Genomic DNA, 19077 nt, shown 5'->3' on the forward strand with positions numbered 1-19077 from the left:
ACCCAAGTTTGCCAGAACCGGGCGCACCAGGGAATCGAAACAGTTTACGTCTTTGTGCAGAAAGTGCTACACCACCGCAATTTCATGGTCGTCAGCCAGCGTCTTCCACGGCAGCCCGATGACGAGCGCATGAAGCTGCTCGGCGTTGAGCGGCACGGCGATGGCCGTCTGCCCATTGGTCCAGACGAACCGCCCCTTGTTCAATCGACGCGCGGCGAGCCAGATGCCGAAGCCGTCATAGACGAGTACCTTCATGCGCGTCGAACTGCGGTTGGCAAACAAATAGGCATGGTGCGGCCGGGCCGCACCGAACACCTTGACCACCCGCGCCAGCACCGTATCGGTGCCGGCCCGCATGTCCAGCGGCTCGGTTGCCAGCCAGATGGTGTCGATGCGGATCACCGCAACCAGCCTTGTAGCCAGGTTGCGCAGTCGGCAGCCGCCGAAGTCGGCCAGCGGACCGTGACCGTCGCAGCGCCACGCCGGACTTCGATCACGATCTCCTGCATGGCTGCGGCGGACGGCGCCGGGGGCAGTTGCAGTGGTACGAATTCGGGAACCGCAGCCGTCATCGCTTGTCGCGCCTGGGCGATACCATCTCGTTGCGCCTGCGCAGCGACCCAACGTCGCAAGAGATTGGCATTCAATCGATAGCGCAGTGCGACTGCTGCGACTGAAATACCTGGTTGACTGCAGGCTTTGACGACCTCCGCCTTGAACTCTGGGCTATGTTGCCGGCGCCTGGCCGGTGAAACATCGATATGCTCTTCCATGGCGTACACGTGTCCACTTAAATTGTTGGTGGACACGATCCTCGCAGAAGCTAGCACGTCACTTCAAGATGGGATCGCCGGGGGCTTACCATAGTGGAGATCAGGCCAGGTAACAAATTCGCAGAATTTCTCGGGAACGCCTTGGCATCGTCCAAGGACGATCTATCGAAGGAAATCGCCACCCGGGTAATTCCAAGTCTGAGAGACGCAGCTGATGCCGCCGACACCGCGGCCGACCGTACCGCTAGACGGGGTGTTCTGGTGGCGGACCTACAAGTCACCAAGGCCAGCAATCTTTTGGCAGAAGCACTGGCCGCCAGCCCGCTAGTTCAGTCAAACATCACGGCAGCTCGCGCAATGCTTCTTCAGGCAGAAATGGCGGCAAATGATGCATATCGTCTTGCAGGTCAGGCGACACCCTATCCTGCGGTAGATTAGCTGCGCAAAAAAAAAAGCCACTGACTGTAGCTATGAAATTCAGGGGCTTTGGGATTCCCGGCACATTTTCAGGTTGTTGAGCTATGTTTCTTACCCAGCAAATTCATCAAGCGAACGTGAAGCCCGCCATTTACATTCTTTTTATGCGAAAACTAGACCAGATATATGACCAGACACTCGTAAAACATACCGGACTGTGACCAGAAACGGAGCGAGGAATTCGCCCCCCGCACGTCTACTCTGGCATCATTGCCTGAGGCAATTCATTGGTTGCTGTAAGCAATTGCCTCTGCGCTTCCGCCTTAGCTTTTTCGTGCGCGCTATGTATCTCGCCTAAATGGCCAAGAAGTTTGTAGCCTAGTGTGCGTGGTCGGTCACCCAATTTCGAGATCATCCGTTCAAGACGATCGCGCGTCGGCTCATGTAGCAGGGCCAAGATGGCGATTCCAACCAAAATAAGCCAAACATAGCTAGGGATCTTCTTCACGCCTTTAAATATTGTCTTCGCAAACCGCCCTACGAGTCGCATCGTTTGAAACGTCACCACAAGTGTACCAATGCCGCCTACCTTGACTGTGTATTCCACAGCGACATGACGCGCATAAAATCGCAGAGTTGTCATCACCGCTGGCTTAATAACCGCGCCTCCCATGCGTGTGATATGTGGGTCGTGGGAGTAGATTAAGTGCCCAGTTTGACGCTGCAACTTGATGTAGGGCGCGTCCTTTGGGTCGATGAATGCGGGATCTGGGCCGCCAGTATCGATGAATTTGATAAATGCACGAAAACTTTCCCAGTGTTTTTCCAGCTCGACTGCTGAAATCTTATGCATTGCCGCGATCTCAGGAATCTTCTTTTGGATTTCCTCAAGTAAGAACGTTGGCGCCACTGCGATGACCGTTTGGGAGTGAAGTAATTCGACGAACTCAGACCTTGCTTCAGCTCTCACTCGTTTGCGTACGGCCCACAGAATATCTTTCAACACAATATTGGCATCGACAACGATTGTGAGCTGGAAGATAGGCGCGAAAATCTTTAGAATCTCGACGCGCTCGATCAAAGGACGTAGCGTCGCTAGAGAGTCCGAGCGAATGGCAGAAAAAATTGCATTGTCCATTTCTGTTTAACCAGCACCATCAGTTTGTTGTTTGGCCAGGACTCTACACGCCGCGTATTAAGGATTACTCTGCAAGTATGAAATTTTCTACGCCATCTGAAAATCACACTTTCTCAATCGTGGTTACCGGACTGCGACCAGAGACTGACTTGTTCGATCGACAGCGACCCTAATGTTGACCTTCACTTATCCTGTTTAATTTCCGGAACTTCTAGCTATGTGCTGGCGGCAGTAAAGCTCACCTTCGAAAATTTTAGTTGGCATCTCATCGCAGCCGTCATAACAACATGATGACCCCAAAGAAATAGTGGCCTTATAAGATGGAATATCACGTTCGTCCACGTCTGGTTTAACATGGAATTCACAAACTGGAACGCCATCAAGACTAAAAGCCGGTTTCCGTTCGCACTTTTTGCAATATGGATCCGTACCCATATATGGGCCAGGGAGACGCATGTAAGAATGGTCAACTGACGTCGAATTTTCTGCTTTAAAACCTACCTGACAGTACCATTCGCTATTGGCTAATGCTTGGGTCAACGCGGTTTGCCAGGAATTTTTGTGAATTTCACAATAACTTTTCGCCGTATCTCTTAGGTGCTGTTGGCGAGACACCTCGTCCGAAAAATTTGAAAGGTAATTACGAATTGCCGCAAGTTCGGTAGCAACTTGAATCGAAAATCGATCGGCTAGCTTAAAATCTTTAAAGTGCGAAGCAACGCGCTCCTTAGACACGTTATCCCAACCGATAGGTGCCTCGACGTAAAAATCTACCGTGGCAGGTGAAGTACTCAGTACTTTTGCAAAGAGCCATTGCTCGGAAAAAAAGTGCTCAGCATCATAGTACGGATGAATAGACTGCGCTCCTGCCGTGTTCGCCATCGAAGCCAATTTCTCAGTGTTGCAGTCTCTGCACGCAGGTATCAAGTTATGCGGCAAGACGGAATACAGCGGGAATTTAGATTTCGGGAGATAGTGGTCGAGTGTCTTTACATGTCCAAAGCCACACAACGGGCATAGTTTGTTAGCTGAAAGACTGCGTAAGGTTTCATAGATCATACGGGCAGGCTTTGACTTTCCGACCATCTGGGAGGTATAGAGTGCTCTAAGTTCACCCTTCGATACCTTGCCCAAAACAATGGTTTCGTCTTCTCCCTTATACGGAGGGATAATAAACAGCTCGGACTTCTTTGCCTTTGCGTCGTACTCCTCTGCCGCCGCATATATATCTAACGAAATTGCTTTTAGCCTATTTTTTAAATCTATACTCCCGATGCTCTCGACGCACATGCTAAAAACAATATTAGCTTCATAAGTTGGCTTGTTAATTCTTCGCATTAGACACGGTCCTGCGATCTGCTTCTGTTTGAAATGAGAGCCCGCAATATTGCCTTTCCCTCAAATCCGACTTGACCGCTATATTCGGCCAAAACCTCCTCATAGCTTTTTCCCTCGCTCACAGATTTCGACAGGAGATCATGAAAGCCAGATGCGTTGACCTCAAGGCTAAAAACCTCGCGGGTGAGAATGCCCACGTTTTCCGCAAACGTTTCCATTTCAGGTCGTTCTCGCGAAGCATCCAATCTAGTGCGATACAACTTCCATACACAGCTTTTCGGAACTTCTTGCAGCACCACTGGAGAATGCGTAGCAATGATGGCGATCCCATTTGTCTTGTTCAGAAGATCTGCAAGCGCGCGCGTGAACGCCGACAGTAATGGGGGATGGAGGTGACTTTCAGGCTCGTCTATGATAATTAAGGTTTTTTCGTCGGCTCTTTCGACAAGCTTGGTTATAGTAAGTAGGACAATTGCGTGTCCAGAACTCATCTTTAAAAACGTATTTTTTGCGCGCTGCTTAAGATCCTCTTGGTTCTCGACCTGCAGAAGTCTGCCAAGATCCATCTCAGAGAAGTTCAGATCAGATTCCAAAAATTGGATCGCATTTTTCCATCTCTCTCTTTTGGCGGACAGTCCAAAACAGCTAACTAAGCTTGGTACAAAATCATCGCTTAATGCTTCTAAATCCTTATGCTCGCTATCGCGTTTCTCATCTTTGACACAAACCTTTTTAAGCCCGATATACGAATAGTGCTGTGGTCTAATTTTGCCGGACACCTCAATAGGTGGATAATCCATCAACTGAGGAAAAGTACATGGCAAAGCAACGCAAGAAGTTCGACACGAGTCTGAAGCTGGAAGTCGTGCGCATGATCAAAGAACAGGGCCTGAGCGTCCAGCATGTCAGCGAAAGTATGAACATTGGTCCGACGGCGATCCGTCGTTGGGTTACGCAGTACAGCGCCGAGCAGAACGGCCAGGCAGGGATTGGTTTGCCGCTCACGTCAGAGCAACAACGCATACGACAATTGGAACTCGAGAATCGCCAACTTCGCCAGGATGTAGATATTTTAAAAAAAGCATCGGCCTTCTTTGCCCGCGAACTGAAATGAGCTATCAACTCATTCGTCAACTGCAAGAGAAGGCCTTCCCTCCCCCCGTGCCAATATAACTTGAGACACCTACCCAATTAATTTAGAGTACAACGGTAGGTTCCCAATATGCAAAACCGAAAGCAGCAGATTATCAACATAGCAGACGCCATTGCGCCGGAAGAAGCCACGCAAGGAGCCCGCAGGGCGACTGAAGAGGCTTCTTCCGGCGCGGCGCGGCCCAATCCCGAAGTCGTGGCAACGGCGAAACGGCGCTCCTTTTCCAAGGCCGAGAAGCAGCGCATTCTCATCGCCGCTGACGCTTGCGTCGCAGTTGGCGACATTGGCGCGCTGTTGCGCCGGGAAGGCATCTACTCGTCGCATCTGGCGACCTGGCGCAAGCAGCGCGACGCCGCGGAACAGGCACTTCTCGTCGAGCGCAAGCGCGGCCCAAAAATCAAACCGGGCGCGGCAGAGGCCCGTCTGGTGCTTGAACTGACGCGTGAGAATGAACGCTTGCGCAACAAGCTGGCCAAGGCAGACCTCATCATCGACGTCCAAAAAAAACTTTCCATTCTGTTAGGCCTGACCACGGCCGACGCGCCCAGCGAGCCCAAGTGATGAATGCAGCCATCAGCTTGTCCGCCGACGTTGGTTTGGCCCACGCCTGCCGCGCCTTGCATCTGCCACGCAGTGCGGTCTATCGCGAACGCCTGGCGCGGCGTGCCAGGATGATGCCGCCATCGTCCGCACTGACCATCCCGGCGCCAGCACGGCGCCCGCCGTTGGCTCTGTCTGGCGATGAGCGGCAGGCCGTACTCAACGCGCTCAATAGCCCGCGCTTCGTCAATTGTGCGCCAGCTGCCGTGTATGCCCAGTTGCTCGACGAAGGGTGCTACCTGGCATCGGTAAGGACCATGTACCGCCTATTGCAAGGCTGTACCGCCGTGCGCGAACGACGCAATCAGCTCAGGCATCCGGAATACACCAAGCCGGAGTTGTTGGCTGTGACGCCGAACCAGGTGTGGAGCTGGGACATTACAAAATTGAAGGGGCCAGTCAGGGGCACCTGCTTCCACCTGTATGTCATCCTCGACATCTTCAGCCGGTATGTCGTCGGCTGGATGGTGGCCGAGCAGGAAACCGCCGAACTGGCCGAACAACTGATTGCCGACAGTGCCGCGAAAGAATGTATCGTGCCTGGCATGCTGACCTTGCATGCCGACCGTGGCAGCAGCATGCGTTCCAAGCCTGTGGCCACATTGTTAGCCGATCTGGGAATCGTCAAATCGCACAGCCGGCCATATGTCTCCGACGACAACCCCTATTCGGAAGCGCAATTCAAGACCTTGAAATATCAGCCCGGTTTCCCGTCACGCTTTGGTTCGATCGCCGATGCAAGAGCGCACTGCGTACCGTTCTTCGCCTGGTATAACACCCAGCACCGGCACTCCGGGATCGGCATGATGACGCCGGAGAACGTCCATACGGGCCGCGCTGCAGAAGTGCGCCAACAACGGCAGATCACGCTAAGCGTGGCGTTTCAGCGCAACCCAAATCGTTTCAAGAGCCGGCTGCCGCAACCACACAAACTGCCCACTGCCGCTTGGATTAACCCACCAACCAGGGAGAAAAACGCTGCTTGATACTGAGATTTAGACTCTCATCGCATTCAAACTGGTGTTTCAAATCAATTGACACATTCCGCCTGTGCAGCACTGTTGCCGCGTTCTGTCGGTCAGCCGTTCTGGCTATTACGAGGCGCAGCGTCGTTCTGCTAAACCGGTTTTATGCAAAGCGAGCGTCCACCTAAAGGCTGCTTTCATGGCCAGCCATCAAAGCTATGGGAGCCGTCGGATGGTCACCGCGATGGCGAACCAAGGTATCCAGGTTGGACGCCACAAGGTGCGCAGTCTGATGCGCAAAGCTGCCCTAAAGCCCGTGTGGAAGCGTAAATTCGTCTACACCACCGATAGCAAGCACAACTTGCCGGTCGCTGCCAACATCCTCAATCGGCAGTTCAATCCTGTCGCGCCGGACATGGCGTACGTGACCGACATTACCTACATCCGTACCGGTTCTGGATGGCTTTATCTGGCCATCGTGCTGGACTTGTTCGCACGCAAAGTGGTCGGCTGCGTTTTCCGCGGCAAACTGGACACCCATTCCACGGCAAACCGATCACCGATTCCACGGCAAACCGGCCACCCGGTCCAGCGCAAACTGGACAGCAATTCCGCTTCAAACTGGACAGTTTGAAACGGCCTGAAAGAGCGTAGCGACGCGGGATAACTGTGGCACTCTGGCAAGTTTTTGCCGGAGAAAGGCTTATGGCCAACAACAGGTTATCCATGCGTAAAATCACTGAAGTTCTTCGGCTGTACTTTGAGCACAGCCGCTCCAAACGGGAAATAGCCCGCATCATCGGCGCCTCGCCGAGTACCGTCACCGACTACCTCTCCCGCGCCAAACTGGCGGGCCTTTCCTATCCTTTGCCGCCCGGCTTGGACGATGCGGCGCTGGAACGCCAGCTGTTTCCGCCCAGCGAACCGTCGGCTGTGCAGCGCCCCGCACCAGACTGGGCGGCGGTCCATGCCGGCCTGCGCCGCAAGGGCGTCACCCTTGACCTGCTGTGGCAGGAATACAAGGCAGAACAGACCGATGGCTTCCAGTACAGCGCCTTCTGCGAGCACTACCGGCGCTGGCGCCAACATCTGTCGCTATCGATGCGGCAGACCCACACGCCGGGCGAGCGGCTATTCATCGACTATGCCGGCCCGACCGTAGAAATCACCGAGATGCACAGTGGCGAAATCCGGCAAGCGCAGATCTTCGTGGCCGTGCTGGGCGCGTCGAACTACACCTACATCGAGGCGACCTGGTCGCAACAACTGCCGGACTGGATCGGCAGCCACGTGCGGGCGCTCGATTTCTTCGGCGGCGCCACCGAACTGTGGGTACCCGACAACCTGCGCAGCGGCGTCAGCAAGGCTTCGCGCTACGAGCCGGACATCAACCCGACCTACCAGGACCTGGCCACCCACTACGACGTGGCGGTGCTGCCTGCGCGCGCCCGCAAGCCCAAGGACAAGGCCAAGGTCGAGAACGGCGTGCTCGTGGTCGAGCGCTGGGTGCTGGCGCGCCTGCGCCATCAACGCTTCTTCAGTCTCAATGAGCTCAACCGCATGCTGCGCACGTTGCTGGCCGACCTGAACCAGCGCCCGTTCAAGAAGCTGCCCGGCAGCCGCGCAAGCGCCTTCGCCGATATGGACCAGCCAGCCCTGCGCGCCTTGCCGCTCAAGGCCTACGAGTACGCTGAATGGAAGCTGGCCCGCGTTGGCGTCGACTACCACGTCGAGGCCGACGGCCACTTCTACTCGGTGCCTTGCCAGCATGCACGTCAAGAGGTCGACGTCCGCATCACGGCCGCTACAGTCGAGATCTTCCGGCGCGGCGCGCGCCTGAGCAGCCACCTGCGCAGCACGGTCAAAGGCCGTCACACAACGATCGATGAACACATGCCGCCGGCACACCGCGCGATGGCCGGCGTGAGCGCAGAGAGCCTGCGCAACCAGGCCGTCGCCATCGGGCCGCGTACCGAAACCCTGATCGAACGCTTGCTGCACCAGCGGCGCCATCCGCAGCAAGCCTTCCGCAGTTGCCTGGGTGTGCTGCAGTTGGGCCGGCAGTTCGGCAGCACGCGCCTGGAGGCGGCCTGCGCGCGTGCCCTCAAGCACAACGCGGTCAGCTGGAAGAGCCTGCAATCGATCCTCAAGCACGGCCTGGACCAGCAGGCGCCGGACGACTACCAGCGCGCGCTCGACCTGCCCGAGCACGAGAATGTGCGCGGCCCCGCCTACTACCAATCCAATCTCAGTTTGCACTAAACCACCCACCCGAGGACGACAATGCTGAACCACCCCACCCACGAGAAACTGAACCAGCTCAAGCTCTTTGGCATGGCCCGTGCCCTGGCCGAACAGAGCGCGTTGGACCTTGACCACCTCGGTTTCGAGGAACGCCTTGGCCTGCTGGTCGACCGCGAAACGACCGACCGCGATGGCCGCCTGCTGGCCCAGCGCCTGCTGCGCGCCAAGCTCAAGCCGAACACGGCTGCCGAGGACACCGACTTCCGCCATGCACGCGGCTTGGACAAGATGCTCTACCAGCGGCTGCTGGCTGGGCAGTGGCTGCGCGAGAAGCAGAATGTGCTGTTCACCGGGAAGACCGGCGTCGGCAAGACCTGGCTAGCCTGCGCCTTGGCCCACCAGGCTTGCCGGCAGGGCTACAGCGCCTACTACGTTCGCCTGCCGCGTCTGCTCGACGAGTTAAGCATCGGGCGCGCCGACGGCCGCTACGGCAAGCTGCTCAAGCAATTGGCAAGGATCGATGTGATCGTGATCGATGACTGGGGACTCGCTGTCCTCAACGACACGCACCGCCGCGATCTGCTGGAGGTGCTAGACGACCGGCACGGCGCACGTTCGACCGTGGTGACCAGCCAACTTCCGATCGATCACTGGCATGCCGCCATCGGTGACGCCACGCTGGCCGACGCCATCCTCGACCGGCTCGTCCACAACGCCCACCAGATCAATTTGAATGGGGATTCGCTGCGTAAAAAGCGTGCTCGTTTGACAAGCTCACCTGATCAGGAGTAAAACCTCAAGCTCGACCCCGCGTCGTTACGCCCGAAGTGTCCAGTTTGGCGTGGAATGCCTGTCCAGTTTGCGGCGGTTTGGGTGTCCAGTTTCCGTGGAATACGCAGTCGGCTGGGCCATGGCCCCGAGCATGCCTGCTGAACTAGTCTGTGCTGCTCTGAACATGGCGATTCAGCAGCGGCGGCCAGCCCGCGGGCTGATCGTCCATTCTGACCGTGGCAGTCAATATGCAAGCGAGTTGTACCAGGACCTTCTCGACGAACATGGCTTTGTTTGTAGCATGAGTCGCAAAGGAAATTGTTGGGATAACGCCGTCGCGGAACGCTTCTTCTTAAATCTCAAGATGGAGCGCGTCTGGCAGCGTCAGTATGCCAACCACGCCGAAGCAAGGAAAGACATCACTGCGTACATCGTCGGCTTCTACAACACCGAGCGATTGAATTCAGTATTGGGCAATCTGCCGCCCGCCGCCTACGAGCGGAAAATGGCAGCAAGAGAACCTATTGTTGTGTCCGAAATTACTTGACCACCGCATAGCGAAGCGCGGTAGCGTCGCCATCCTGATCAAGTGGTGGGGTAAAGGGGTCAAAAGCGCTAAAAGAAACAGATACGACGCCGCTGAAATACCCCTTTTCTATTGTCCGGGGACGCTTCAGTGCAGTATCCAAAAATTGCCCAGTTCCCTCCCTTAACGGATGTTCACCGACAAGCGACTCGATCATCCCATTTAATAAAGTGGTTTTCCCAATGCCGTTCCTCCCAATTAATACGTGGATGTTTGTGGAAGGTTTAACATTCGGAATGACATCGAATGTGAGATCAAATCCGGCTCGATCTATAGTAGCTTCTGTTTTAAATCCAAAATGAAACTCAGTCAAAACAGCTCTGCCTTCGAGAACTTGTTTGAACTGTTCTGAAATTGTCGAGTAATTGACTCCTCTCAACATCGACTCTTTAAAGACTTGCTCCTGTTCCGCAATATCTAAATTACGTTTGTCAAATACAACATCGGACAATGCTTCGAGGAACTCCCTCCGAAGTTCGGGGGAAAGGGTTTGTAAATTACGGTAATACTCTACGTCCTGACCAAGCGAAAAGTAGCCTGGGCCTAAACTTGGAAATACGTCTGGCAGCGCGTTTCCAGTCCAGCCATGTGATTGTCCAACATAGCCAATTTTGATTTGGCCGATTTTATGTTCTTTGCCAGACGTGTCATACACAGTCGCATTGAACGTTGTTTTGAAGCTAAAATCGTCCCAATTATCAATAATTAGATAGACGGTATTCTTTTCGATGCCGCCAAATTTTGACGAACTAGCTTTTTTGAATACTAGAGGCATTATTTCCTTTTATTGACACCTTCGGTCTTGCTGATGCTGGTCTGCTACTCAATTTATTCCGAAGTCAACTGTGAGTCTACGGTACAAAGTCCCCTGCAAGTTGATTTGGTGTTTGGTAGCCCCTTGAACTGGCAAACCTTCGATCTGCCTCAGCGTCAGAGATATGGCATTTAACGCAATAATCTAATTCATTTCTTTCCGGTGGGCGAGAAGATTCCAAAAGCAGCTCCGCCGTCAATGGATTTAATTCTATCCTTGATTGTGGCAAGGTTTGCGACAAGCAGCGCAATAGCAAATCGCAGGATTAATGCGCGGCCTTTCTTGCTATAAATCTGACCAGCTTCCTGTAAGTTTGTGGACCAGAACTCCGTATCGGAGAATGATTTTGCTAACTCGTCCACTCGTTGTGACATGGGACCGTTATCGAGATCGACTCTCTCAATATTATGAGCGCATTCATTGCGAATACCACGCATCAAATGGATCTTGTTTGCAAATGACTTATCAATTACGCCCACCGCGTGGGCCATATGAATTTTTGCGCTAAAGGTTCCTAGTGGGCCATTAAATTTGAAAAGGTCAGCACTTGGCTCAATGAGCCGAGCCTTAAAAATATCCGTTAGCAATTCATCAATCTGAGCAGCGCCAAGGATGACCGATGCGCGGTCGGATTCATTCATGAATTCGTTTAAAAAGTTACTATATTCATCAGTATCCAAAGTGTCTCTTCCTATCAAAATTTCACAAAAAAATAACGGCTCTTGTCTCAAGGGGTTTACTTAATTGGTTGAGGAATTCGCCAGCGGCCGCATCCTATAAGGGTTTGTGGCCGTTTTTTCCTTATGGCTTGCGAATTTAGATGAAGAAGACCCGCAAAGCCAGTGGCCATGCGGGGCTTGAAGCAAATCAACAGCGTTTATCCACCGGTTAAGTGAACCGCTTGCTCTTGTCTCTGTCTCTCTATTTTAACAAATGGACACCTCGAAAAAATCGTGGCATGCGGTTCAATGTCGGAACGTACGGATGCAAATACCGAGCTTGGCGCACGTGCAATGAAGGCGGGAGTCACCCGCCTCAATTTAAAATGAAAGCCCCACACGGTCGTTACCCCTCCAAGATCTATCATGCCCTACTACGGATACGCTCTTGTTCTTGAATCCGCTCACGAATCTGTGTATACAATTGGGCTCGTTGGTTGTCACGATCGACTACAGTGACAACTAACGCATAAGGCTCCTGCTCAAGGGCCACGACTTTGCCCCAATCTCGATCTTGACGGGTGACTACAACAAACCACTTTTCACTCGGTTTGCGGCTGCGAAATCGCCAAATGGATGACTGGACTGTGCCTTTGTCTCGCAGTTGAGCGGTAATGCAACGATTATCGGCCGCATCATCGTTGCGCGTCTTTGTATCGGCCTGTGTGTCGTGGTTAAAATGTTTTTGTACTTCTTGAATCGATGACCCTTTTACCAGCCGGTAGCTGATGCGCGTAGCGAGGTAATCCAAACGTGTCGTGCGGACTTCGGGGGAGGAGGCTAAACTGACTCTAAGCTCACGCGTCGCAACCTGTGAACGTAAGTATTCTGGTGGCAGCGGCAACTCAAAAAATTGATGTGAATCGTTCTCAATTAGATCTTCTACCATAAGCACCACGACATTTTCGCTAGAGCGATACAGAGCATCTTCATCAATCCTGCCGTAACCGGCAACATCTCGTGCAATCTCCCGATTTAGGGTTGCTGTTGCCTTTTTGTAAGTATTTTGCATTTCTTCTGGAAACGCTGCTGCGGTCTCATGAGGTAAGTTTGCGTGGTTTACCAACATGGCGCGTAAAAGGTTTGCTGATGCGTTTGGATATTCGTTTAATAACCGTCCCGCCAAGTGGGTGATGTAGGGCGCCGCAAAACTAGTTCCAGATAATTCAGAAAATAGGGTATTACCGACAAATCCGTGATTGCATGTCAATACTCCTAAATGGGTATCGGTAGGTTGCCATTGTTTACCTTCAAATCGCATTGGTGAAGCCAAATTACCTCCGTGGGCAACCAAATCAGGCTTTAATGCACCTTTTACCGATGGGCCATGCCGCGTAAAAGGTGATGGTTGGTTCTCTGTGGCTGGCGAAAGTTGCGATATGTCATCGGGTCGATATTGCGCTTCTTTCGTTGCGTTATGACGCGCCAGACTGCCAATAGTGAGTACATTCAGCGCAGGCGCGGGATCGATAATCACGCTTTCACTACTTAGTAGATATTCGGGGTATTCGTCGCGCCAACTTTCTTTAGGAACAAGCTTCTCCTGGCTGCCGTTGAAGTTTCCGGCTGAAACGATCAATAGAATGTCGAATTGGCGTGCTAGCTTGTCTAGCAAATAGGCGATTCCACGGACGTGTCTACCGTCATAAGGCGCATTCTCATTACCAAGTGATAAATTAAAAATTCGACAGCCTAGGTCTGCGAAATATTGAACCGCTTCGATGAGTGTTTTTTCTATAGTGCATTCATCAAAATTACCGTTGGCATCAAGTACCTTTCCGTTATAAAGCCAAAGCTCCGGCTGCCAGAAGTTACTTGCATTACATGCTTCTAAGTCGCCATACAATGCAATACCTGCAACCGCAGTGCCATGACCGTGTTGATCGGATTCATCTTGTCCTGCAATAAAAGAAGCACTCTCGGCAATCGACGACTTTAGCAACGGATGATTGGTATTTATACCACTATCCAGAATGCATATTTTGGCCGCATCGACTTTAGGTGAAGGAATATTAAGGGGTATTGTGTTGATATCGCGGTTAAGCTGATGGTAGCTTAGGCCGGTGGAGGGAGGCAGGTCAACCAAGCGCACATCTCTATGGTTAAGCAAGAGATCTGCCTGTTTACGTGATACATGAACGCGATACATGAGCAAACTATCCAGGTTCACTTTGTCAAGTCGCGTGATCTTTTGTTCTGTAAGCCAGCGCTCAAACGAATCGCAGAGTTGATTGCGCTCAGGGTGACGCGCGTTCTTTACAGGCCAAAGCTCTACATCTAATTTAAAAATATCTGTGTCAGGGTAGCCTTTATGTTCAACCGCCCAGCTAGTCCGGTCTGCCGGCGTCCAATTGTCTATCCCTTCTAAGGCCTCTAGTATTTGCTTGTAGGTGATGTCTGAGTCATTTAAACCAAGTCGGGCGAGATGATCTGCAAATATCGCCAAGCCTTTTTCATCGGCGAAAACGACGCAAACCTGCTTATCTTCTTGGCTTATGAATTCAACGCCATGTACTTGAAGATTTTCGAATGTCAATGCACCGTCATAACGCAGTTTAAAAACATAATTGCCCTCACTTGACGCTATTTGCGTTCTGGCAATTTGTGTTGCCCGCTCAAAATAAGCATTGAGTTTTTGCCCGTGGGCGCGAAGATCATCTCGCTTGGTAAATCTTGGCGGTTGTTTCGTTCTTCTTGGGTTTTCTAAAACGTCTCTTTTGATAGTCAGGTGTTTGAAGGTGCTCGGCATTGATCAATCCAGCGAAGTTGGATGTAAATTAGTTGCACGTTGATTTTCTCTTGCGAGCGCATTTTTCAAATCTTTGATGGTGAGAAATTCCTGACTACGCAGAATCATGCGCTTAATAGCTCTGCGTGCGACGCGTTCAATGTCAGAGCCGCTTTTCTTAGCAAAACAGGATATCAGCGCGTTATCGTCCAGCTCGAACTGGCGGCGAATACCCCGTAGTTTGAGTTGGAGCAGTTGACCAACCTGCTCGGTGTCAGGGAGAGGAAACTCAATGGTTTCGTCGAACCGCCGCCAGATGGCAGTGTCCAAGATCTGTTCGTGATTAGTCGCAGCCAAGATCAGACTTTTCCCCTGATATGCGTCCATCATCTGTAAAACGGCATTAACGACGCGGCGCAGCTCACCGTGTTCGCCGCTATCTCCGCGTTCTTTGCCGATTGCGTCAAATTCGTCAAACAACACCACCATTGGATGCTCGGCGATAAAATCGAAGACTTTGCGCAAGTTTGCTGCCGTTTCGCCTAGAAAAGAAGAAACCAGTGCATCTAGTCGCACAATAGCTAACGGTCGATCAAGCTCAAACGCGATCACCTCGGCGGCCAACGTTTTACCGCATCCTGGAGGGCCATAAAATATCACTTTGCCGGATGCCTTCATGCCGTAGCTGCGCAGCACATCAGCACGTCGATGTTCTTCCAGCAATTCTTCAAGGGCCACTACGCTTAATGTCGGCAGGATAATTTCTTCCAGCGCGCGTTGCGGCTGCTTGATATCAAGTAGCGGCAAGCCGCGCTCTTTGTCAACTGGTGCATTGGGTATCAAGCGATTGGAATTTTTAGGAGCTTGTTGAAGATGCTCTCCATACAGAATTTGCTCAAGATCATTGGCAAGCAAATGGTGCTGCTTCTGGCGTTCGCTTTCGATAATTGCTTCTGAGGCACGACGAAATACCGCAGAGTCGCCAGTTGCGCCTGCTTTGATCAATTGTCTTAAAATTTTACCGTTCATCGTGTTTCGCTTCTCAGCGGTGGCTTCAACATTAAGGATACATGTACGCCTGCTGTTATAACCGCAATATTATGTGCGAATTTTCAACTTTATGCTAGCATTTAACCCTGACTCATCTTTGATGAAATGCAGTGTAAGTTGTTGATTTTAAACTATAAAAATTATGATGCTAGCTTGTTATATTTCCCCTGCAAAAATAAACTTTGCCACCTCCAAAGCGGGAAAGCGATCTTTCATCAACTGCAAGAAAATTGTGACAGCTTCACAACTAGGCACTACATTTTCGTTCAACACGCTGCGACCAGCATTTTTGACGTCATTCACCGTCGTTTTGTAACCCAACCCGGTGAGCCACGACGCGAGTTTTGGGCCAGTCATCTCACGAGTTAGACCCCAAGATTGGCGAACGTAGGCTGCTAAGAACGTCCTGCGGGCAACGCCAACGTAACCATCCTTGGTGCGATTGACACGACCGCCTCCACCGCGAACACCATCATCACTTCCCGACGGTTGAGCCAAATTTTTATTCTTTTCACCACGCTTCTTATTGCCGATGCTCAATTGATAACGAGCTTGCCAGCTATCCCAATCCGCCATCGTCTTGAGGCAACCGGTTCTGCGCCAGTCATCGAAAATCGTTCTTGCCAATACCCCATCATCGGCGTGTTTCCAAGGTTTTGTGTCAAACGCCAGATGTGATACCCCTCGAATTATCTGCATACGTGGATTGATGGGGCAGCGCTTGAAGTCGAATTCAAGGTTAAGCGTCACCTCACTTTCCTGCATTTGTATGTCGTATCCTTTAAGGATTTGATCACGCATGGAAATCATCGAGGATTGGCTTGTTTTTTGCCCAGGCAGCCTATTCAAGAACAGGTCGATCATATAGGTATTAGGATCACGTGTGCCGCGAGGCGGCTTGACACTTGTCTTTGCCAACACTATCGGATGATCACCATCACGCTCCCCCGTCAACTGACCACGAATCCGCATGGCAACGATTTGTTGCACTTGATGTTTGCATTCCAGCATCGCTGATCCAGGAGTGACCATCTCGCAGATTTCTATAAATCTCTGGCAAATATCACCACTCAAATCCAAATCTTTCAAGGGCAAATCCACCAAAAAGCCATCTGTAGTCACAGAAACAACGGTCGCAGTTTCAGGCATTTTCCATAATAGTTCACCCAATACCGCACGGACGAATCCACATACCAATGAAGCACAGGCGGGGTCAGTTATCCGCGACGGCCCTATCAGAACACTATCGAGTTCACGTACACCAAACGCTTTTTTCTGCTTGAGCCCTTGACCCGTCTTGCCATAGAGCGAATTGCCAATGAGTTTTACAAACTCATTGAGCAGTGTTTTTTTTGGAAACTTCTTACGTAAGCGTCGGATGGCGCGTGTAAAACTTAAAAATGGCCTGTAACCCTCTTCATCATCTTGACCATCCGGCAATGCGAAGAGATCGGAACGCTTCTTCCAGGGGATCACCAAACCGTACAAAATCTTGACAGTACAGCCCATCTTCACCGCAAGTTCAATTTCCGGCGCGGTACAGAGGCTGACACCGTTTAACGGAAAATAAATGCCGCGATTTTCAGCAGACACAGGCATACAAGGAAACCTTGTCTCTTCCGGAAAAGAGAACTCGGCTTGCGCAAAGCCAGCAACGTGACCAATGTAGTCATTTAAATCGGTGGTTAGTTTTACCCGACTATAGTCGAGCGCCTTCATATACGCCAAACCCGTCACATAAGCGCCAGCCAGATCATGATCGTAAAAGCGGCTGACGGCCGTGCCACCAAAGATAAAGCACTCGTTTCGCCCACCTAAATATGTATCGGCAAGAAAATCGCCACACCACCTCCTGGCATCGGTCGGACAGCGTATCGCTTTTTGCGTGTAACGCTTCCCCTCTTTACTATATTTAGTAATGCCACTGACGTTTTTAAAATTCAACGCCTGATCGACATCGGCACCATCCTTGCGCATGCAAAGCTCTGCCATTTTTACGGCCAGCCCTCCGGCGGTGGCAGACAGGCCATCCAAGCCAAGTTGAGTCTTGGACATCCACAAAACAAATAGGACGTATTCGACGGCAATCTTGGCATCGATCAAGCCGTATTCTTCAAACCCCTTAACATCCTTACGCTGGAATTCCGACATCCTTTCAATGGAATAGGGAAAGGGAATTTCAACCTTTTCCAGACCAAGAAGCGTACCGATATCTTTTAGTGAATATCCGACCGGTGCAAGGCGGCTAGCATCGATTAATCTGAGGGAAAGATGCTTGGGATCGTACGTGTCACCAACTACGTACGAATAATTCCATTTCAGTTGATCCACGCGCTCCGGCTTCATGGGCAATTCAAGATCCAGATCGCCTTTGACACTCGCCATAGTTCCGCCGACACCATCCAATTGCGGACGCATTTTCCTAAAATCGGAAAAGACAGTGATATCACCACGTGTAAAAAAACCGACCAAAAAAACGTCGCCCGGCCAGTCTTCGATCACACCCAGATCCAACGCCTCTTCCAATAATTCATAGAGAGCGTCAGCCAGTCGAGGGCGCTCTTGAGCATTTTGGCCACGGAAGTGAATCACCTTCGGCAGCCATTCATACCCCGGACCCACCAATTGAAATTGCACGCTTAATAGTCGATTTTTCCCAGGAGAGAGGTATTCCCACTCGGCGTCAAAGCCGATATACACGGTCGGACCAAGTCCCCGTTGCGGTTGGGCATCGCCTCCAATACCTGCGATAGACAGCGAAGCTATATTTGTATTAAATCTGGCAAGAGTTTTTGCCATATCAGTCTTATACGAGGCCAGCATTAAGTTGTTATCCGCTTTGATTGCATCAAGTGGTGATAAATGAGAGCCAGCGCCGTCACCATCATTTTCATCATGATCGGAAGTAGGAATCAGATTTTTAAAGCGGTCATGCAGACAACGAAGAAACTGCTCATGACCTTGCTGCTTGATCGTTTTGGGTTTTTTGCCATCACTTGTTTTACTACTAACAATCGAGGTGGGGAGCGTAGTGTCAATTTGCATGTTTACACTCCCCTACGCACATAATGACACTGGACAGATAGGTACTGTCCAGAGCGGGTAGCGACAAAGCAAAGAGGGCCGATGGCCGTAAATACAGACGTCTAACAGACACATTTAGATCAATAATCATGTTTTATTGGTAATTAATATGAAATTTAGGCGAAAAAAATGACCGAGCCAGACACTCGGTCATTTTTCTCGAAGAAAGGCCTGACCCTCTATCGGGTCATAGCCACATCAGCACGAGGCCTGCGACGGTGCGCAAGCCTTTGCGGCTATTTGGCTTTGATAAGCTTGGTAGCCTCGATTGATTCACTGACGCCGACAAGCTTTGGGGCTTCACTCCCGATGAAGCTCCAGTCGGGTTGATTCGCACGGCGGCGGTCATTGATGATCTTGTCGAATATATCCATCACCGTATCGCTCTGGGTTTTATCAATTACGTCTAACCACCCGATCATCTTGTTACGAAAGTCCAAGAGGCCAATACCATTCTCAAAGCGTTTCACGCCTGCAATGGCCTCAACTGAAACCAGATCTTTATTCGGGAGTTTCACTGCACGAACATACATAGCCATATCAAATCCAATACAAAAATATTAATAAAAAAGAAACGAAACTAAAATATTTAAAGATGTGCCCACAAGTTGGCGGGGGAGCGCGTATTGACGTCATCAAGGTCACGCCACCAACCCAGGTGCCGTGAATGACATCAAGATTTGGCTCACCTTTTCAC

17 protein-coding genes and 1 pseudogene are annotated in these 19077 nt (G+C 51.4%); 7 read left to right on the forward strand and 11 right to left on the reverse strand.

All coding sequences use genetic code 11. The features are described from left to right. Positions 1–66: 66 nt before the first annotated feature. Positions 67–402, reverse strand: coding sequence for an IS66 family insertion sequence element accessory protein TnpB (gene tnpB / locus AC3CHX_RS03810; RefSeq protein ID WP_488629139.1), 336 nt, complete (start codon positions 400–402; stop codon positions 67–69). Further along, positions 399–809: an IS66-like element accessory protein TnpA gene (tnpA, locus tag AC3CHX_RS03815; protein WP_488629140.1), complete on the reverse strand. Its 411-nt coding sequence runs from the start codon at positions 807–809 to the stop codon at positions 399–401. Before tnpA ends, tnpB begins: the two co-directional genes overlap by 4 nt. A 105-nt stretch (positions 810–914) precedes the next feature. On the opposite strand from tnpA, the gene AC3CHX_RS03820 reads away from it, so the two are divergent. Beyond that, positions 915–1211, forward strand: coding sequence for a hypothetical protein (locus AC3CHX_RS03820; RefSeq protein ID WP_488642774.1), 297 nt, complete (start codon positions 915–917; stop codon positions 1209–1211). Between the two features lie 235 nt (positions 1212–1446). Here the strand turns inward: AC3CHX_RS03820 and AC3CHX_RS03825 are convergent, their stop codons facing one another. The 3 genes from AC3CHX_RS03825 to AC3CHX_RS03835 form a co-directional block, all read right to left on the reverse strand. Then, entirely contained in the window at positions 1447–2328 is an 882-nt protein-coding gene (locus AC3CHX_RS03825) for a PIN domain-containing protein (RefSeq protein ID WP_488642775.1), read from the reverse strand. A gap of 195 nt (positions 2329–2523) precedes the next feature. After that, positions 2524–3666 carry an HNH endonuclease gene (locus tag AC3CHX_RS03830; RefSeq protein ID WP_488642776.1) on the reverse strand — a complete coding sequence of 381 codons (1143 nt, stop codon included), beginning with the start codon at positions 3664–3666 and terminating at the stop codon, positions 2524–2526. Next, positions 3666–4466, reverse strand: coding sequence for an AAA family ATPase (locus AC3CHX_RS03835; protein ID WP_488642777.1), 801 nt, complete (start codon positions 4464–4466; stop codon positions 3666–3668). The genes AC3CHX_RS03830 and AC3CHX_RS03835 overlap by 1 nt, the downstream gene beginning before the upstream one ends. 17 nt (positions 4467–4483) lie before the next feature. On the opposite strand from AC3CHX_RS03835, the gene AC3CHX_RS03840 reads away from it, so the two are divergent. The 6 genes and pseudogenes from AC3CHX_RS03840 to AC3CHX_RS03865 all read left to right on the forward strand — a co-directional run. After that, positions 4484–4780 (forward strand): transposase, encoded by a 297-nt coding sequence (locus AC3CHX_RS03840; RefSeq protein WP_488642778.1) that lies wholly within the window; start codon positions 4484–4486, stop codon positions 4778–4780. Positions 4781–4930: 150 nt separating this feature from the next. After that, positions 4931–6405 (forward strand): IS3 family transposase gene (locus AC3CHX_RS03845; RefSeq protein WP_488644718.1). Its coding sequence is split into 2 segments (ribosomal slippage): positions 4931–5359 and positions 5362–6405, totalling 1473 coding nucleotides; the frame shifts between segments, so codons are not numbered across the junction. A gap of 64 nt (positions 6406–6469) precedes the next feature. Then, on the forward strand, positions 6470–7018 hold the full coding sequence (locus AC3CHX_RS03850) for an IS3 family transposase (protein WP_488642779.1): 549 nt from the start codon (positions 6470–6472) through the stop codon (positions 7016–7018). A 71-nt stretch (positions 7019–7089) separates the two neighbouring features. Next, positions 7090–8646 carry an IS21 family transposase gene (gene istA / locus AC3CHX_RS03855; protein ID WP_488629776.1) on the forward strand — a complete coding sequence of 519 codons (1557 nt, stop codon included), beginning with the start codon at positions 7090–7092 and terminating at the stop codon, positions 8644–8646. Between the two features lie 21 nt (positions 8647–8667). Then, positions 8668–9420, forward strand: coding sequence for an IS21-like element helper ATPase IstB (gene istB / locus AC3CHX_RS03860; protein ID WP_488629775.1), 753 nt, complete (start codon positions 8668–8670; stop codon positions 9418–9420). 106 nt (positions 9421–9526) lie between these two features. Next, a pseudogene (locus AC3CHX_RS03865) lies at positions 9527–9946 on the forward strand (IS3 family transposase); the annotation flags it as partial. On the opposite strand, the gene AC3CHX_RS03870 reads toward AC3CHX_RS03865, so the two are convergent. From AC3CHX_RS03870 to AC3CHX_RS03895, 6 genes are all read right to left on the reverse strand, one after another. Then, positions 9939–10760 carry a hypothetical protein gene (locus AC3CHX_RS03870; RefSeq protein ID WP_488642780.1) on the reverse strand — a complete coding sequence of 274 codons (822 nt, stop codon included), beginning with the start codon at positions 10758–10760 and terminating at the stop codon, positions 9939–9941. The pseudogene AC3CHX_RS03865 and the gene AC3CHX_RS03870 overlap by 8 nt on opposite strands. A gap of 188 nt (positions 10761–10948) precedes the next feature. Then, a complete protein-coding gene (locus AC3CHX_RS03875) occupies positions 10949–11479 on the reverse strand; it encodes a hypothetical protein (RefSeq protein WP_488642781.1) in 531 nt (176 codons plus the stop codon). 403 nt (positions 11480–11882) lie between these two features. After that, on the reverse strand, positions 11883–14267 hold the full coding sequence (locus AC3CHX_RS03880) for a S8 family peptidase (RefSeq protein ID WP_488642782.1): 2385 nt from the start codon (positions 14265–14267) through the stop codon (positions 11883–11885). A 3-nt stretch (positions 14268–14270) separates the two neighbouring features. Then, positions 14271–15275 (reverse strand): AAA family ATPase, encoded by a 1005-nt coding sequence (locus tag AC3CHX_RS03885; protein ID WP_488642783.1) that lies wholly within the window; start codon positions 15273–15275, stop codon positions 14271–14273. A 177-nt stretch (positions 15276–15452) separates the two neighbouring features. Beyond that, positions 15453–18341 (reverse strand): hypothetical protein, encoded by a 2889-nt coding sequence (locus AC3CHX_RS03890; RefSeq protein WP_488642784.1) that lies wholly within the window; start codon positions 18339–18341, stop codon positions 15453–15455. Between the two features lie 275 nt (positions 18342–18616). Beyond that, the gene (locus AC3CHX_RS03895) at positions 18617–18919 is read right to left on the reverse strand and encodes a hypothetical protein (protein ID WP_488642785.1); all 303 of its coding nucleotides are present in this window, start codon (positions 18917–18919) and stop codon (positions 18617–18619) included. Between the last annotated feature and the right edge of the window lie 158 nt (positions 18920–19077).

This window comes from Glaciimonas sp. OK215, from assembly GCF_057787885.1.

Excerpts from the sequence above, each read along its gene's own strand:
- istB (WP_488629775.1), top strand. The coding sequence starts at position 8,668 with ATGCTGAACCACCCCACCCACGAGAAACTGAACCAGCTCAAGCTCTTT.
- AC3CHX_RS03895 (WP_488642785.1), bottom strand. The coding sequence starts at position 18,919 with ATGGCTATGTATGTTCGTGCAGTGAAACTCCCGAATAAAGATCTGGTT.
- AC3CHX_RS03890 (WP_488642784.1), bottom strand. The coding sequence starts at position 18,341 with ATGCAAATTGACACTACGCTCCCCACCTCGATTGTTAGTAGTAAAACA.
- AC3CHX_RS03835 (WP_488642777.1), bottom strand. The coding sequence starts at position 4,466 with ATGGATTATCCACCTATTGAGGTGTCCGGCAAAATTAGACCACAGCAC.
- AC3CHX_RS03840 (WP_488642778.1), top strand. The coding sequence starts at position 4,484 with ATGGCAAAGCAACGCAAGAAGTTCGACACGAGTCTGAAGCTGGAAGTC.
- AC3CHX_RS03825 (WP_488642775.1), bottom strand. The coding sequence starts at position 2,328 with ATGGACAATGCAATTTTTTCTGCCATTCGCTCGGACTCTCTAGCGACG.
- AC3CHX_RS03885 (WP_488642783.1), bottom strand. The coding sequence starts at position 15,275 with ATGAACGGTAAAATTTTAAGACAATTGATCAAAGCAGGCGCAACTGGC.
- AC3CHX_RS03880 (WP_488642782.1), bottom strand. The coding sequence starts at position 14,267 with ATGCCGAGCACCTTCAAACACCTGACTATCAAAAGAGACGTTTTAGAA.
- AC3CHX_RS03830 (WP_488642776.1), bottom strand. The coding sequence starts at position 3,666 with ATGCGAAGAATTAACAAGCCAACTTATGAAGCTAATATTGTTTTTAGC.
- istA (WP_488629776.1), top strand. The coding sequence starts at position 7,090 with ATGGCCAACAACAGGTTATCCATGCGTAAAATCACTGAAGTTCTTCGG.
- AC3CHX_RS03870 (WP_488642780.1), bottom strand. The coding sequence starts at position 10,760 with ATGCCTCTAGTATTCAAAAAAGCTAGTTCGTCAAAATTTGGCGGCATC.